Consider the following 13,158-nt stretch of genomic DNA (forward strand, 5'->3'; position numbering starts at 1 on the left):
ATGATGGAGGGCTTGCACGGCGCCACGCCGTTGCGGCCCGAAGCGATGCGCCGGAAGCGTCCCTTCCGGCGCATTTTCTTTTGGGATCCATGAATCGCATCGCCATCGGGCTTCAGTACGACGGGTCGGCCTTCTCGGGCTGGCAGGCGCAACCGCACCGCAATACCGTGCAGGACCATCTGGAAGACGCCATCGAGCGTTTTGCCGGGACTCGCCTGCTGACCACGGTGGCGGGGCGTACCGATGCCGGCGTGCATGCGCTCGGGCAGGTGATTCATCTCGATACCGAACTCTCGCGCGACAAGTTTTCCTGGGTGCGCGGCATCAACGCCTTCCTGCCGCCGTCGGTCGCCCTGCAATGGGCCGAGCCGGTGGACGAGGGCTTCCACGCGCGCTTCCTGGCGTTCGAGCGCAAGTATTACTACGCGCTCTACACCGGCCCGCACCGCGTGCCAATGCTGCATGGCCGCGCCGGCTACCTGATGCTCCCGCCGGGCCAGCAGCTCGACGTGGACGCCATGCGCGCCGCCGCGAGCTGCCTGCTGGGCGAGCACGATTTCTCGGCCTTCCGCGCCGCCGAATGCCAGGCCAAGTCGCCCATCAAGACGATGTACGACGTGACCCTGAAGGCCGACGGCAACTGGGTCTTCCTGCGCTTCCGCGCCAGCGCCTTCCTGCACCACATGGTGCGCAACCTGATGGGTTCCCTCGTAGCGGTAGGGCGGGGCCGCTATCCGGTGAGCTGGATGGCCGAAGTGCTGGCCGGCCGCGACCGCCGCCTGGCTGCGCCCACCTTCATGCCCGATGGCCTCTACCTGGCCGGCGTGAAGTATCCTGAGCCGTACCGGCTGCCCGCCGCGGACCCGTCCGCGAGCTTCTTCCACGGAGTCTTTACCGATGACGGCGCCTGATTTCAGCCAGATGCCCGGCCGCACCCGCGTCAAGATCTGCGGCCTGACCCGCGAGGACGACGTACGCGCCGCCGTGGATGCCGGCGCCGACGCCATCGGCCTGGTCTGCTACGCCGGCAGCCCGCGCTATGTGGACGTGGCGCGCGCGGCGGCACTGGCCGAGCGAGTCGCGCCGTTCGTCTCGGTGGTTGGCCTGTTCGTCAATGCCGATGCCGAGGAAGTGGCCCACGTGGCGGAGCGGGTGCCGTTGACGCTACTTCAGTTCCACGGTGACGAGACCCCCGAGCAGTGCGCGGAGATCGCCCGGCGCTGCCGGCTGCCCTTCATGCGTGCGGCCCGTGTTCGTCCGGGGCTCGATTTGGTAGAATTCGCCGATCAATACCGTGACGCCGCCGGCCTGTTGCTCGATGCCTTCGTGGAAGGCTATGGCGGTGGCGGCCACGTCTTCGACTGGACCCTGATTCCCGGCCAATGGCTTCCGACCGATCCGGCGCTGGTTTCCACCTCGCAGCCGGCACCCTCCGTGCCCCCCAAGGGCAGCCCGAACGCAAACGGCGCTCCTCGCATCGTTTTGAGTGGTGGGTTGAACGCGCAAAACGTCGCTGGCGCGATTGAGCGCGTACGCCCCTACGCCGTGGATGTGAGCAGCGGCGTGGAGGCGTCGAAGGGCGTGAAGGACCACGCCCGCATTGCCGCGTTCGTGCGTGCCGTGCGCATGGCGGAAGCAGGGTGACCCGGGGCCTCCCGGACCCGTTCCCGCCGCCTGCCGGCCGCATCCCCGAATTTCAGCGCCCCTGCCCGAACCGGGCCGGTGCGCCATCCTGAGAGCCTGGACATGTACGACTTGCCCGATTCCCGTGGCCATTTCGGCCCCTATGGCGGCACCTTCGTTTCCGAAACGCTGGTTCACGCGCTGGACGAGCTGCGCGAAGCCTATGCGCAATCCCAGAACGATCCCGCGTTCGACGCCGAATACCGGCGCGAGCTGAAGCACTTCGTCGGCCGCCCGTCGCCGATCTACCATGCGCAGCGCTGGAGCGAGACGCTCGGCGGGGCCCAGATCTTCCTCAAGCGCGAAGACCTGAACCACACCGGCGCGCACAAGATCAACAATGTGATTGGTCAGGCGATTCTGGCCCGCAAGATGGGCAAGAAGCGCGTGATTGCCGAAACCGGCGCCGGCATGCACGGCGTGGCCACGGCGACGATCGCCGCGCGCTTCGGCATGGAATGCGTGGTCTACATGGGGGCCGAGGACGTGCAGCGTCAGGCCGCCAACGTCTACCGCATGAAGCTGCTCGGTGCCACCGTCGTGCCCGTGGAGTCCGGCTCGCGCACGCTCAAGGACGCGCTCAATGAAGCGATGCGCGACTGGGTGACCAACGTGGAATCCACGTTCTACATCATCGGTACCGTGGCGGGCCCGCACCCGTACCCGATGATGGTGCGTGACTTCCAGTGCGTGATTGGCGAGGAAGCCAAGGTGCAGATGCCGGAGCTGGCCGGCCGTCAGCCAGACGCGGTCATCGCGTGCGTGGGCGGTGGCTCCAATGCGATGGGCATCTTCTATCCGTATATCGACTATCCCGAGGTGCAGCTGATCGGCGTGGAAGCCGCCGGCGACGGCCTGGAGACGGGCCGCCACGCGGCGTCGCTGACCGGCGGCTCGCCGGGCGTGCTGCACGGCAACCGCACCTACCTGCTGCAGGACGCCAACGGCCAGATCATCGAGACCCATTCGGTCTCGGCCGGCCTGGACTACCCGGGCGTGGGTCCCGAGCACGCGTGGCTCAAGGACATCGGCCGCGCGCAGTACGTGCCGATTACCGACGACGAGGCGCTCAAGGCCTTCCATGACTGCTGCCGCATCGAGGGCATCATCCCGGCGCTGGAGTCGAGCCATGCCATCGCCTACGCCTGCAAGCTGGCGCCGACGCTGCCGAAGGACAAGCTACTGCTGGTGAACCTCTCCGGACGGGGCGACAAGGACATGCACACCGTGGCCGAACGTGCGGGGCTGAAGCTCTGATGCAAGTGCTGCCTCCCGAATCCGACCTGCTGGACTCCTCCGCGTTGCGGCTCTATCAGGAAGACGTGCTGGAAGGGATCTCCAAGATCCCCGACGGCTCCATCGATCTCGTCGTGGCTGACCCGCCCTATGGGCTGGGCAAGGACTACGGCAACGATTCCGACCGCCTCTCGGGCCAGGCCTACCTGGAATGGTCCGAGCGGTGGATGGACGCCATCGTGCCGAAAATCGCGCCGCGCGGCTCGCTCTACCTGTTCTGCACGTGGCAGTACTCGCCCGAGCTGTTCGTGATGCTCAAGCAACGGTTGACCATGATCAACGAGATCATCTGGGACCGCCGCGTGCCGAGCATGGGAGGCACCACGCGCAAGTATTCGTCGGTGCATGACAACATCGGCTTCTTCGCCCGCCAGCGCGACTACTACTTCGACCTCGACCCGGTACGGATTCCGTACGACGCCGAGACCAAGAAGGCGCGCAGCCGGCCGCGCTTCGAGGGCAAGAAGTGGCTCGAGGTGGGATACAACCCGAAGGACCTGTGGAGCGTGTCTCGTATCCATCGCCAGGACCCCGAGCGCGCCGACCATCCGACCCAGAAGCCGCTCGAGATCGTGGAGCGGATGGTGCTGGCGAGCTGCCCGCCGGGCGGGCTCGTGCTCGATCCGTTCACGGGCAGCGGCACCACCGCCGTGGCCTGCGTGCGCCATGGCCGGCGCTTCGTCGGCTATGAGATGAATCCTGAGTACGCGCAACTGGTGCGCCAGCGGGTGGAGGCGGCGATCCCGCTGGTCACGCCCGCCGTGCCGGATCCGGTTCAACCCGCAGTACCCGCCGCCAATGACGATGCCGCGGAAGCCGATGCCGCCGTCCAACGCCTTATCTAATTCCTGACATGTCCCGCATCCAGAAGACTTTCGCGGCCTTGGCCGCGCAGCAGAAGAAGGGCCTGATTCCGTTCATCACCGCCGGCGATCCGGCGCCCGGCCTGACCGTGGACCTGATGCACGCGTTGGTGGCCGGTGGCGCCGATGTGATCGAACTCGGCGTGCCGTTCTCGGACCCGATGGCCGACGGCCCGGTGATCCAGCGCGCATCCGAGCGGGCGCTCGCGCAGGGCGTGACGCTGACGCAGGTGCTCGCCTGGGTCGCAGAATTCCGAAAAACCGACGCCAGCACGCCCGTCGTGCTGATGGGCTACGCCAACCCGATCGAGCGGATGGGCGACGAGGCCTTCGCCAAGGCCGCCCGCGCGGCTGGCGTGGACGGCGTGCTCGTGGTCGACTATCCGCCCGAGGAGTGCGAGGCGTTTGCCGCCCTGATGCGCGCCAATGAGATGGATCCCATCTTCCTGCTCGCCCCGACCTCCACCGATGCGCGCATCGAGGCGGTGGCGAAGGTCGCCAGCGGCTATCTTTATTACGTGTCGCTGAAGGGCGTGACCGGCTCGGCCACGATCGACCTGGAAAGCGTGGCGAGCCGCCTGCCGCTGATCAAGCGCCACGCCAACCTGCCGGTGGGCGTGGGCTTCGGCATCCGCGATGCCCAGACCGCGCGCGCCATCGGCAGCGTGGCGGACGCCGTGGTGATCGGCAGCCGTCTGGTGCAACTGCTGGAAGACGCCCCGCGCGACCAGGCAGTGACCGCGCTGCGCGACTTCATCGCCGAAATCCGCCGGGCCCTGGACGCCTGAGCCACGGCAAAACGTGACGCCATGCCGACATCGACATGGCTTGATTGTGATCGATGTATCACAATCGATGCGATTTGCTTCGGCCAGACCGGCCCGGCATGGTAAATTCGCGGCCTGATTCCCTGCCGTCTCACCGTCAGCGCCTGCGCATGCAGGCTGGCGCGCGGGCGGCGGCTATCCGTAAGGAGCTTTCATGAGCTGGTTGGATAAACTCCTGCCTCCCAAGATTCAACAGACCGACCCCTCCACCCGCAAGGGCATTCCGGAAGGGCTGTGGGTCAAGTGCCCGGCGTGCGAGTCCACGCTGTACCGGACCGACGTCGAGGCCAATCTGCACGTCTGCCCGAAGTGCGACCACCATATGCGCATCCGCTCGCGCGAGCGGCTGGACGCGCTGCTGGACGCCGAAGGCCGCTATGAAATCGGCCAGGAAATCGTGCCGGTGGACGCGCTGAAGTTCAAGGACACCAAGAAGTACCCGGACCGCATCAAGGCCGCCATGGAAGAGACTGGCGAGACCGATGCGATGGTCGTCATCGGCGGTGCCATCCACACCATTCCGGTGGTGGTGAGCTGCTTCGAGTTCGAGTTCATGGGCGGTTCGATGGGCTCCGTGGTGGGCGAGCGCTTCGCGCGCGGCGCGCAGGCGGCGCTCGAGCAGAAGGTGCCGTTTATCTGCATTACCGCCACGGGCGGCGCGCGCATGCAGGAAAGCCTGCTGTCGCTGATGCAGATGGCCAAGACCACGGCCATGCTGAACCAGCTGGCCAACGCCAAGCTGCCGTTCATCAGCGTGCTGACGGACCCGACCATGGGCGGCGTCTCGGCCAGCTTCGCCTTCCTGGGCGACGTGGTGATTGCCGAACCCAAGGCGCTGATCGGCTTTGCCGGCCCGCGCGTGATCGAGCAGACCGTGCGCGAGAAACTGCCGGAAGGCTTCCAGCGTGCCGAGTTCCTGCTGCAGAAGGGCGCGATCGACATGATCGTCGACCGTCGCAAGCTGCGCGCCGAGCTGGCGCAACTGCTGGCGCTGCTGCAGAAGCAACCGGCGGACGCGGTAGCCTGACGCGATTCGTGTGAATGCAGGACAATGGCGCGGGTGCCCCCACCCGCGCCATTTTGTTTTTCCAGTTTTGAATCTGGTTTTCCCATGCCCATCTTCCACAATCTCCCCGACTGGCTGACCCATCTGGAAAGCGCCCACCCCGTGGGCATCGACATGGGCCTGACCCGCATCACGCGCGTCAAGGAAGCGCTGGGCCTGCGCATCGACGCGGTGGTCTTCACCGTGGGCGGCACCAACGGCAAGGGTTCGACATGCGCGATGCTCGAGTGCATCCTGCTCGAGGCCGGCTACAAGGTCGGCATGCATACCTCGCCGCACCTGATCACGTTCAACGAGCGCGCGCGCATCAACGGGGAGATGGCCACGGACGCGCAGCTGCTGCCGCACTTCGAAGCCGTCGAGCGCGCCCGCACGAGCTTTGCCGATCCGGTCAGCCTGACCTATTTCGAATTCACCACGCTGGCCATCATCCACGCCTTCGCGGCGGCCGGGCTCGACGCCATCATCCTCGAAGTGGGCCTCGGCGGACGGCTGGACGCGGTGAATGTGATCGATACGGACTGCGCGGTCATCACCAGCGTGGACATCGACCATACCCAGTACCTCGGCGACACGCGCGAGAAAATCGGCTTCGAGAAGGCGGGCATCTTCCGCCCGAACGTGCCGGCGATCTGCGGCGACCCGATGCCGCCGAAATCGCTGATCGACCATGCGGAAGCCATCGGCGCGGAATTGTGGCTCGTGGGCCGCGATTTCCACCATCAGGCGGCCAAGGGGCAGGAACGGCAGCAATGGGACTGGATTGGTCCGGACCGCAAGCTGAACGGCCTGGGCTACCCGGCGCTGCGCGGCGCCAACCAACTGCTGAACGCCTCGGCGGCGCTCGCGGCGCTGCAGGCCATGCGTCCGCGCCTGCCGGTGAGCGCGCAGGAGGTGCGTAACGGGCTCGCCTTCGTCGAATTGCCGGGCCGGTTCCAGGTGATGCCGGGCCGTCCGGCGGTGATTCTCGATGTGGCGCACAATCCACATGCAGCCGCCACGCTGGGTCAGAACCTCGAGAACATGGGCTTCTTTCGCTACACCTACGCGGTGTTCGGGGCGATGGCAGACAAGGACATTGCCGGCGTACTAAGCCACGTGGCGGACAAGGTGGACCACTGGTGCTTCTGCGACCTGCCCACCGACCGCGCCGCCAGCGCGGCGGACCTGCGCGAGCAGCTTGAGGCAGGCGGCTTCCGCGAGGGCCCGGACAATACGGCCGCGTGCTTCTCCAGTCCGGAATTGGCGTATCGCGATGCCATCGAGAGAGCGACCGAGAATGATAGAATCCTGGTCTTCGGGTCGTTCTATACGGTGGCCGGCGTGCTCGCGTATCGCGCCACGCAGGCGAATTGATCGCCGCCGGAATGACATCGCACCGAATCACTCTCTAGGCATCGGCATCCATGGGCCTGCTTTCGCTGTTCTCGTCCCGCAAGGGCTCTGATCCGGCACCGGAGCGCGGTCGTCGTACGCGCGCGGATGTGGGCGCTGGCGTCGGCGCGTCGCGCCGGTTGAACGAGGAATACGCCGACGACACCCTCGACCCCGACTTCCCGCAGAAGCAACGCGCGCGGCGCCGCCTGATTGGCGCCGTGGTACTGCTTGTGGCGGCGGTCATCGTGCTGCCTATCGTCTTCGAACACAAGCCCCGTCCGGTATCGGAGGACGTGGCGGTCAAGGTAGCCAACGGGCAGGGCGCTACGCAGAAACCGAAGGTGGAGGCGCGCAAGGCCGATCCGCTGCCACCCACGCCGTCCGCCACGCGCAATGACGCCGCGCTGGACGCCGGCGAGGAACTCGTCAGCGCGCCAGCCGCGGCCGACAAGCCGCGTGCCGATGCCAAGCCAGAAGCCAGGCCCGATACCAAGGTCGCCGAGACCAAGCCCGCCGACAAGCCGGCTGACAAGGCCACCGGCAGCGGCAAGTTCATGATCCTGATTGGCGCGTTCTCGTCCGAAGAGCGTGCGAAGAACTGGCTGGCCAAGCTCAAGGCGAGCAAGGTGCCGGCCTATGTGGAGAAAAAGACGCTTGCCGACGGCGAGCGGATCCTGCTGCGCGCCGGCCCGTTCACCGATCGTGACGCCGCCGATGCGGCCGACAAGAAGGTCAGGGCCGTCGGCCTGACCTCCAAGGTGGTGGAACTGTAAATCGCCCCCATCTGACGGGTCATCTGCCAGGAACAAGCGCCAGACGCATGGCTTTTACTTTTTTCGATTACGGCGTTGCCTTCATCCTCGTGGCCTCGGGCCTGATCGGCATCCTGCGCGGGCTGGTCCGCGAGGTGCTGGCCCTGGTGGGCTGGGTGGTGGCCTTCCTGCTGGCCTACCACTTCGGCGCGATGGCAGCCCAGTGGATGCCGGAAACGCTGCCCGGCGGGCAGCTCACGCGCAGTGCGCTGGGCTTCCTCGCAGTGTTTCTGGGTACCTGGATCGTGTCGGCACTGGCCGGCGCCATCCTCGGCCAGTTGCTGGAAACCACGGGCCTGAAGCCCGCGGATCGCGGCCTGGGGCTGGTATTCGGCCTCGCGCGCGGCGTGCTGATCGTGATGCTGGTCGTGGTGCTGGCCGGGCTCACCAAGCTGCCGGAAGAACAATTCTGGCGCGACGCGGTGTCGCGCCCCTATGTGATGCAGGCCATGGACGAGTTGCGGCAATGGCTGCCGCCGGACCTGGCCAAGTATGTAAAGACCTGAAGTCAACGCGGGTCCCGACGCCTCCTACCGGATTGCAGCCGGGACCGCGCCCCTGAATCAAAGTTGCCTTTCCTGGGAGTGCGGCATGTGCGGTATCGTCGGCGTGGTTTCCACCAGCCCTGTCAACCAATTGATCTATGACAGCCTGCTGCTGTTGCAACACCGCGGACAGGATGCAGCTGGCATCGCCACGGCCAACGGCAGCACCTTCCACATGCACAAGGCCAACGGCCTCGTGCGCGATGTGTTCCGCACCCGCAACATGCGCGGCCTGCCGGGCACGTCCGGCATCGGCCAGGTGCGCTACCCGACGGCCGGCTCCGCCTCGAGCGAGGAAGAAGCCCAGCCGTTCTACGTGAGCGCGCCGTACGGCATCATCCTGGCCCACAACGGCAACCTGACCAACTCGGAACAGCTGCGCGAGGAGATGTTCCGCCGCGACCGTCGCCACATCAACACGCATTCGGACACCGAAGTGCTGCTGAACGTGCTGGCCGACGAACTCCAGCGCGGCAGCGACGGCCTGTCCCTGGACCCCGAGGCGATCTTCAAGGCCGTCTCCGGCATGCATCGCCGCGTGAAGGGTGCCTATGCGATTACCGCCCAGATCGCCGGCTACGGCCTGCTGGCTGTGCGCGATCCGTTCGGCATCCGCCCGCTCTGCATCGGCAGCGTCGACACCCCGACGGGCAAGGAATACCTGATCGCGTCGGAATCCGTGGCGCTGGAAGGCATGGGTTATCGCATGGAGCGCGACGTGGCGCCCGGCGAGGCCATCTTCATCGACATGGACGGCAAGTTCTACAGCAAGCAGTGCGCCGAGAACCCGGTGCTGACGCCCTGTATCTTCGAGTACGTGTACCTGGCCCGCCCGGATTCGTGCATCGATGGCGTGCCCGTCTACGACGCGCGCCTGCGCATGGGTGACTACCTGGCCGAGAAGATCCGCCGCGAAGTGTCCTCCGGCGACATCGACGTGGTCATGCCGATTCCCGACTCGAGCCGCCCGGCCGCCATGCAGGTGGCCAACTCGCTCGGCGTGGATTACCGCGAGGGCTTCTTCAAGAACCGCTACGTGGGCCGCACCTTCATCATGCCGGGCCAGGCCGTGCGCAAGAAGTCGGTACGCCAGAAGCTCAACGCCATGGGCGTGGAGTTCAAGGGCAAGAACGTGCTGATCGTCGACGATTCCATCGTGCGCGGCACCACCTCGCTCGAAATCGTCCAGATGGCCCGCGACGCCGGCGCAAACAAGGTGATCTTCGCCTCGGCCGCGCCGCCGGTGAAGTACCCGAACGTGTACGGCATCGACATGCCCACGCGCAGCGAACTGGTGGCCCACGGCCGCACCGACGAGGAAGTGGCGCAGATGATCGGCGCCGACAAGCTCGTGTACCAGGACGTGGAAGCGATGAAGCAGGCCGTGCGCGACATCAATCCGGCGCTGCGCGACTTCGACGCTTCGTGCTTCGATGGCCGCTACATCACCGGCGATATCGACGAGGAATACCTGGTGCGCCTGGAGACGGCGCGCAGCCAGGCTGACCGCGACGGCACCAATGCCGACACGGAGCGCTCGCAACTGCATCTGCAGCGCTCGGGCAACCACGATTAATCCGATCAGAAGACAGCCAGCAGCATGAGCGAACCGTTCCAACCAGAGTCCCTCGGCATCGATACCCTCGGCGTGCGCGCCGGCACGCTGCGCAGCAGCGAGTTCATGGAGCACTCCGAGGCGATGTACCTGACCTCGAGCTTCTGCTTCCACAGCGCCGCAGAGGCGGCCGAGCGGTTTGCCAACTCGGAAGAGGGCTACACGTACTCGCGCTTCACCAACCCCACGGTGTCGATGTTCCAGTCGCGGCTGGCGGCGCTGGAGGGCGGCGAGGCGTGCATGGCCACGGCATCGGGCATGAGCGCGATCCTCTCCGTGGCGCTGGCGTCGCTGCAATCGGGTGACCATCTGGTCAGCTCGCGGTCGATCTTCGGCTCGACCATGACGCTGTTCAACACGATCCTGGCCAAGTTCGGCGTGGAGACGACCTACGTGGACACGGGCGACCTGTCCGCGTGGCGCGCCGCCGTGCGCCCGAATACGAAGCTGTTCTTCCTGGAAACGCCGTCGAATCCGCTGACCGAGGTCTCGGACATCGCGGCGATTGCCGACATCGCCCACAATGCGGGCGCGCTGTTCGTGGTGGACAACTGCTTCTGCTCGCCGGCGCTGCAGCAGCCGATCAAGTTCGGCGCGGACGTGGTGGTGCACTCGGCCACCAAGCACATCGACGGCCAGGGGCGGGTGCTGGGCGGCGCGGTGGTCGGCAAGCACGACTACATCATGGGCAAGCTCTTCCCGTTCGTGCGCACGGCCGGCCCGACGCTGTCCGCGTTCAATGCGTGGGTGATGCTCAAGGGCATGGAGACGCTGGCCATCCGCATGGAGCGGCATTCGCAGAGCGCGTTGGCGGTGGCCGAGTTCCTGGAGTCGCACCCGGCCGTGGCCAAGGTGTACCACCCGGCGCTGAAGTCCCACCCGCAGTACGACATCGCCATGCGCCAGCAGAGCGGCGGCGGGGCGATCGTCTCGTTCGAGCTGAAGGGCGCCACGCCCGAGCAGCAGCGCGCCAATGCCTGGCGCGTGATCGACAGCACGAAGGTGTGCTCGATCACGGGCAACCTCGGCGACACGCGCACGACCATCACGCATCCGTACACCACCACGCACGGCCGCGTGGCGCCGGAAGCGAAGGCGGCGGCGGGCATCACCGAAGGGCTGATCCGCCTGTCCGTGGGACTGGAATCGGTGGTCGACCTGAAGGCCGACCTGCTGCGCGGGCTCGGCCAGTAAGCCAGTAAGTCGTATCGTTTTAACCCCTCTCCCGGTGCCGGGAGAGGGCGTACCCCTCAGCGCAGCATCCTGCGCCGCAGCAGCACCAGCGCCACCAGCAGCGCGGCCACGGCGTACACCGCCAGCACGGCCAGGTGCAATCCCCCATGTTCCACCGGACGACCCAGCATCAGGGGGCGAATCAGCGCCACCGCGTGGGCCAGCGGCAAGACCTGCGTCGCGGCCTGGGCGCCGGCCGGCAATTGCTCCAACGGGAAGAACACGCCCGAGAGCAGCAGCATCGGCGTCATCACCAGCGTCTGGTAGAACATGAAGAAGTCGTAGCTCGGCGCCAGTGCCGTGACGATCATCGCCAGACTCGCGAAGGCGATGCCCGCCAGCACGATCACCGGCAGCGCCGCCAGCGCGCCCGGGAACTGCGCGTAGCCGAGCGCGCCCGCCACCAGCATGATCGCCACGCCGGACAGCACGGCCTTGCTGGCCGCCCAGAGGATCTCGCCCAGCACCACGTCGCCCAACGTCAGCGGGGCATGCATGATGGCCTCCCACGTGCGCTGCACGTGCATGCGGGAGAACGCGGAATACATCGACTCGAAGCTCGCCGACATCATCACGCTTGACGCCGTGGTGCCCGCCGCCAGGAAGGCAATATACGACACCCCGTGCACCTCCCCGACCAGCAGGCCCAGCCCCAGGCCGAGGCCGAACAGGTAGATCATCGGGTCGGCCAGGTTGCCGATCATCGACGGAATGGCGAGCTTCTTCCACACCATGTAGTTGCGATACCAGACCATCATCCAGTTGCGCGCATTGCGTGGCAGCAGCGGTTGGGGATAGTGCTGGCGGGGTGGCGGCGCGGGGCGTGGCACGGTGGCCGCCACGTCGGGCGTGCGGGGGTCCTGTTCGCTCATTTCAGTCTCTCATGTCGCGGCCGGTCAGCTTGAGGAACACGTCCTCAAGGTTGGCCGGCCGGTGCAGGTAGCGCACGCTGCCATTCCCGTGCAGCGCGGCCAGCAGTGGGCCCGGTTCGCGCACGTAGCAGAACAGCGTCTCGCCCCGCATCTCGGTCCGTTCGGCTAGCGGCGTCACGCGTTGGCGCAGCGGCTCCAGTTCGTCGCCGTAGACCTCCACTACATCGCAGCCGATTTCCCGGTCGATCAGTTCGTGGGGCTTGCCTTCGGCAATCTTGCGGCCACCGTCGATCACGCAAAGGTGATTGCAAAGGCGCTCGGCCTCTTCCATGAAGTGCGTGGTCAGCAGGATGGTCTTGCCCGCCGCGATCAGCGACTTCAATCGCTCCCAGATCAGGTGGCGCGCCTGCGGGTCCAGGCCGGTGGTGGGCTCATCCATGACCAGCAGGTCCGGATCGTTGATCAGTGCCCGCGCCACGGTCAGGCGGCGGCGCATGCCGCCGGAGAGGTCGCGTACCTGCGCGTCGGCCCGGTTCTCCAGCCGCGCGAACTCCAGCAGCATCGGCACGCGCCGTGCAATCTCGGCGGATGACAGGCCGAAATAGCGCCCGAAGATGCGCAGGTTCTCGATCACGGAAAAATCCGGGTCGAGGTTGTCGAACTGCGGCACCACGCCCACGCGCATGCGCGCCTGTGGCGCCCGCTGCGGAATCGGCTCCCCGCACAGCATGAGCGTGCCGGAGGCCGGCGTGGTGAGGCCCAGCAGCATGCGCAGCGTGGTGGTCTTGCCGGCGCCATTGGGGCCGAGCAGGCCGAAACACTGGCCGCGCTGGACTTCGAGGTCGAGGTTGTCGACGACGACCGTGTCGCCATACAGCTTGCGCACGTTGCGCATCTGCAGGATGGGAGGGGTAGCAGCAGTCAAGGCGAAGGCCCGGTGAGTGCGATCCCGCCATTATGCCGGTTTGC

Annotated in this window: 13 protein-coding genes; 11 read left to right on the forward strand and 2 right to left on the reverse strand. The window is 66.6% G+C overall.

The genetic code is table 11. The annotated features are described in order from the left end of the window. Window positions 1-89: 89 nt before the first annotated feature. The 11 genes from truA to AC1DP9_RS02190 all read left to right on the forward strand — a co-directional run bounded on the left by truA (window position 90) and on the right by AC1DP9_RS02190 (window position 11,278). Complete coding sequence (truA, locus tag AC1DP9_RS02140; protein ID WP_477106492.1) at window positions 90-911, forward strand: tRNA pseudouridine(38-40) synthase TruA; 822 nt, start codon at window positions 90-92, stop codon at window positions 909-911. Continuing rightward, the gene (locus AC1DP9_RS02145) at window positions 898-1,644 is read left to right on the forward strand and encodes a phosphoribosylanthranilate isomerase (RefSeq protein ID WP_092290126.1); all 747 of its coding nucleotides are present in this window, start codon (window positions 898-900) and stop codon (window positions 1,642-1,644) included. The genes truA and AC1DP9_RS02145 overlap by 14 nt, the downstream gene beginning before the upstream one ends. Window positions 1,645-1,746: 102 nt before the next feature. Next, a complete protein-coding gene (gene trpB, locus AC1DP9_RS02150; protein WP_477106493.1) occupies window positions 1,747-2,940 on the forward strand; it encodes a tryptophan synthase subunit beta in 1,194 nt (397 codons plus the stop codon). Next, a complete protein-coding gene (locus AC1DP9_RS02155; protein ID WP_092290121.1) occupies window positions 2,940-3,824 on the forward strand; it encodes a DNA-methyltransferase in 885 nt (294 codons plus the stop codon). The genes trpB and AC1DP9_RS02155 overlap by 1 nt, the downstream gene beginning before the upstream one ends. A gap of 8 nt (window positions 3,825-3,832) precedes the next feature. Continuing rightward, the gene (trpA, locus tag AC1DP9_RS02160; protein ID WP_441644002.1) at window positions 3,833-4,630 is read left to right on the forward strand and encodes a tryptophan synthase subunit alpha; all 798 of its coding nucleotides are present in this window, start codon (window positions 3,833-3,835) and stop codon (window positions 4,628-4,630) included. A gap of 193 nt (window positions 4,631-4,823) precedes the next feature. Then, complete coding sequence (accD, locus tag AC1DP9_RS02165) at window positions 4,824-5,696, forward strand: acetyl-CoA carboxylase, carboxyltransferase subunit beta (RefSeq protein ID WP_092290111.1); 873 nt, start codon at window positions 4,824-4,826, stop codon at window positions 5,694-5,696. Window positions 5,697-5,780: 84 nt separating this feature from the next. Then, window positions 5,781-7,091 (forward strand): bifunctional tetrahydrofolate synthase/dihydrofolate synthase, encoded by a 1,311-nt coding sequence (folC, locus tag AC1DP9_RS02170; RefSeq protein WP_092290109.1) that lies wholly within the window; start codon window positions 5,781-5,783, stop codon window positions 7,089-7,091. A 50-nt stretch (window positions 7,092-7,141) separates the two neighbouring features. Beyond that, window positions 7,142-7,885 (forward strand): SPOR domain-containing protein, encoded by a 744-nt coding sequence (locus tag AC1DP9_RS02175; RefSeq protein WP_477106494.1) that lies wholly within the window; start codon window positions 7,142-7,144, stop codon window positions 7,883-7,885. Window positions 7,886-7,932: 47 nt separating this feature from the next. Further along, window positions 7,933-8,430 (forward strand): CvpA family protein, encoded by a 498-nt coding sequence (locus AC1DP9_RS02180; protein ID WP_092290105.1) that lies wholly within the window; start codon window positions 7,933-7,935, stop codon window positions 8,428-8,430. A gap of 85 nt (window positions 8,431-8,515) precedes the next feature. After that, window positions 8,516-10,045, forward strand: coding sequence for an amidophosphoribosyltransferase (purF, locus tag AC1DP9_RS02185; protein WP_092290103.1), 1,530 nt, complete (start codon window positions 8,516-8,518; stop codon window positions 10,043-10,045). A gap of 24 nt (window positions 10,046-10,069) precedes the next feature. Beyond that, window positions 10,070-11,278: an O-succinylhomoserine sulfhydrylase gene (locus AC1DP9_RS02190; RefSeq protein WP_092290101.1), complete on the forward strand. Its 1,209-nt coding sequence runs from the start codon at window positions 10,070-10,072 to the stop codon at window positions 11,276-11,278. A 56-nt stretch (window positions 11,279-11,334) separates the two neighbouring features. On the opposite strand, the gene AC1DP9_RS02195 is transcribed toward AC1DP9_RS02190, so the two are convergent. Both AC1DP9_RS02195 and nodI read right to left on the reverse strand, forming a co-directional pair. Next, window positions 11,335-12,189 (reverse strand): ABC transporter permease, encoded by an 855-nt coding sequence (locus AC1DP9_RS02195; RefSeq protein ID WP_092290099.1) that lies wholly within the window; start codon window positions 12,187-12,189, stop codon window positions 11,335-11,337. Window position 12,190: 1 nt separating this feature from the next. Next, a complete protein-coding gene (gene nodI / locus AC1DP9_RS02200) occupies window positions 12,191-13,084 on the reverse strand; it encodes a nodulation factor ABC transporter ATP-binding protein NodI (RefSeq protein WP_369823373.1) in 894 nt (297 codons plus the stop codon). Window positions 13,085-13,158 lie beyond the last annotated feature (74 nt).

This window comes from Cupriavidus sp. 01L43 (assembly GCF_056399925.1).

Coding starts and splice junctions, on each gene's coding strand:
- folC (WP_092290109.1), top strand. CDS start 5,781: ATGCCCATCTTCCACAATCTCCCCGACTGGCTGACCCATCTGGAAAGC.
- AC1DP9_RS02145 (WP_092290126.1), top strand. CDS start 898: ATGACGGCGCCTGATTTCAGCCAGATGCCCGGCCGCACCCGCGTCAAG.
- AC1DP9_RS02180 (WP_092290105.1), top strand. CDS start 7,933: ATGGCTTTTACTTTTTTCGATTACGGCGTTGCCTTCATCCTCGTGGCC.
- purF (WP_092290103.1), top strand. CDS start 8,516: ATGTGCGGTATCGTCGGCGTGGTTTCCACCAGCCCTGTCAACCAATTG.
- trpA (WP_441644002.1), top strand. CDS start 3,833: ATGTCCCGCATCCAGAAGACTTTCGCGGCCTTGGCCGCGCAGCAGAAG.
- AC1DP9_RS02195 (WP_092290099.1), bottom strand. CDS start 12,189: ATGAGCGAACAGGACCCCCGCACGCCCGACGTGGCGGCCACCGTGCCA.
- truA (WP_477106492.1), top strand. CDS start 90: ATGAATCGCATCGCCATCGGGCTTCAGTACGACGGGTCGGCCTTCTCG.
- AC1DP9_RS02155 (WP_092290121.1), top strand. CDS start 2,940: ATGCAAGTGCTGCCTCCCGAATCCGACCTGCTGGACTCCTCCGCGTTG.
- AC1DP9_RS02190 (WP_092290101.1), top strand. CDS start 10,070: ATGAGCGAACCGTTCCAACCAGAGTCCCTCGGCATCGATACCCTCGGC.
- trpB (WP_477106493.1), top strand. CDS start 1,747: ATGTACGACTTGCCCGATTCCCGTGGCCATTTCGGCCCCTATGGCGGC.
- accD (WP_092290111.1), top strand. CDS start 4,824: ATGAGCTGGTTGGATAAACTCCTGCCTCCCAAGATTCAACAGACCGAC.
- nodI (WP_369823373.1), bottom strand. CDS start 13,084: ATGCGCAACGTGCGCAAGCTGTATGGCGACACGGTCGTCGTCGACAAC.
- AC1DP9_RS02175 (WP_477106494.1), top strand. CDS start 7,142: ATGGGCCTGCTTTCGCTGTTCTCGTCCCGCAAGGGCTCTGATCCGGCA.